Source organism: Limnospira sp., from assembly GCF_051859755.1.
GTDB classification, from domain to species: Bacteria; Cyanobacteriota; Cyanobacteriia; order Cyanobacteriales; family Microcoleaceae; genus Limnospira; species Limnospira fusiformis.
The window spans coordinates 1-2,115 of sequence record NZ_JBIMLI010000291.1; the positions used below are offsets into that span (position 1 = coordinate 1).

The window sequence follows — 2,115 nt, forward strand, 5'->3', positions numbered from 1 at the left end:
TTCATGTATCTGGGGGGGAGAGAGGTGAGCCGACCTTGGCGGGGGCTATTGATTTTCTCCAGTCGCGGTCAGGGGTTGGGGGTGGAGACTCCCTATCGCCTGCTATTGGATAATTTGGTGGAAAGGCTTTATCTCGAAGATCTGATTCCTAGGTCGGATTTGAGTCCGAATTTGGCGTTGTTGCGGTTGTTGGTATTGCCGGAGTCGGAAACCCCAGAAAGCGCTCGTAATTTGTTGAATGTGGAGGCGAGTGAGGAGGTATTTCAGCGACGGTTGGACTTGGTAGAAAGTATAATGGCGAGTAAGTTTCCAGAGTTGAGCTTGGAGGAGATACGGGAAATGTTGGATATTACCCAGGTTAAGCTTGAGGATACCCGGTTTTATCGGGATGTGTTGCAGAAGGGTCGCCAGGAAGGTCGCCAGGAAGGTCGCCAGGAAGGTCGCGAAGAAGCACAGACGCAGATGCTGTTACGACAGTTAACCCGTCGCTGTGGTGAGTTGTCGGATATGCAACGGCAACAGGTGATATCTCTCAACTCGGGTCAAAGGGATGAGTTGGCGGAGGCTTTGTTAGATTTTCGGGGGATGGAGGATTTAGTGCGCTGGTTGCAGACAGATGAAAACTGACAAACTTATCCCAAACCCACATTGTAGGGTGCGTCAGAACCGGGGAATTTTCATACTAACCGAATATTCTCGGTTGACGCACCACAATAGCGATCGCTTTCCCCCAAACTCTCAAAGGCGATCGCTTTCCCCAAAACTCTCCCAGGCGATCGCTTTCCCCCAAACAAACATTGTCGGGTCGTCAGAATTTAAGAAACCCGGTTTTTTGAAAAAACCGGGTTTCTGGAAACAGGCGATCGCCTTAATCAAAGCCGTAATCAAATTGGACTCAGTACCAGCCCCGTCCCAACAGATGAAAACTGACAAACTATTTTATCGCATTTTTCTATGGCAACCGGAACTGATTGCTGAATTGGTTCCCGGCATTCCCATGGACTGCCAATTTGATTATAGCGCTCCGGTGGTCAAAGAACAGGAACAGCGCATTGATGGCTTATTTACCCCCGTGGGGGATGACCCAGATTTGCCCTTGGTGTTCGTGGAAGCGCAAATGCAGGCGGATAGGGGATTCTATGGTCGCTTTTTTCAGGAAGTGTTCATGTATCTGAGACAATATGAGGTGAGCCGACCTTGGCGGGGGCTATTGATTTTCTCCAGTCGCGGTCAGGGGTTTGGGGTGGAGACTCCCTATCGCCTGCTATTGGATAATTTGGTGGAAAGGCTTTATCTCGAAGATCTGATTCCTAGGTCGGATTTGAGTCCGAATTTGGCGTTGTTGCGGTTGTTGGTATTGCCGGAGTCGGAAACCCCAGAAAGCGCTCGTAATTTGTTGAATGTGGAGGCGAGTGAGGAGGTATTTCAGCGACGGTTGGACTTGGTAGAAAGTATAATGGCGAGTAAGTTTCCAGAGTTGAGCTTGGAGGAAATACGGGAAATGTTGGATATTACCCAGGTTAAGCTTGAGGATACCCGGTTTTATCGGGATGTGTTGCAGAAGGGTCGCCAGGAAGGTCGCCAGGAAGGTCGCCAGGAAGGTCGCGAAGAAGCACAGACGCAGATGCTGTTACGACAGTTAACCCGTCGCTGTGGTGAGTTGTCGGATATGCAACGGCAACAGGTGATATCTCTCAACTCGGGTCAAAGGGATGAGTTGGCGGAGGCTTTGTTAGATTTTCGGGGGATGGAGGATTTAGTGCGCTGGTTGCAAACAGATGAAAACTGACAAACTTATCCCAAACCCACATTGTAGGGTGCGTCAGAACCGGGGAATTTTCATACTAACCGAATATTCTCGGTTGACGCACCACAATAGCGATCGCTTTCCCCCAAACTCTCAAAGGCGATCGCTTTCCCCAAAACTCTCCCAGGCGATCGCTTTCCCCCAAACAAACATTGTCGGGTCGTCAGAATTTAAGAAACCCGGTTTTTTGAAAAAACCGGGTTTCTGGAAACAGGCGATCGCCTTAATCAAAGCCGTAATCAAATTGGACTCAGTACCAGCCCCGTCCCAACAGATGAAAACTGACAAACTATTTTATCGCATTTTTC

General features: G+C 49.3%; 2 protein-coding genes and 1 pseudogene. All 3 read left to right on the plus strand.

The annotated features are described in order from the left end of the window. A partial coding sequence (locus tag ACTIE0_RS23970) for a DUF2887 domain-containing protein (protein WP_439517023.1) occupies window positions 1-627 on the plus strand: 627 nt, incomplete at its 5' end. 292 nt (window positions 628-919) lie between these two features. Continuing rightward, window positions 920-1,789: a DUF2887 domain-containing protein gene (locus ACTIE0_RS23975; protein ID WP_439517024.1), complete on the plus strand. Its 870-nt coding sequence runs from the start codon at window positions 920-922 to the stop codon at window positions 1,787-1,789. Further along, window positions 1,779-2,115: pseudogene (locus ACTIE0_RS23980) on the plus strand (hypothetical protein); the annotation flags it as partial. The gene ACTIE0_RS23975 and the pseudogene ACTIE0_RS23980, both read left to right, overlap by 11 nt.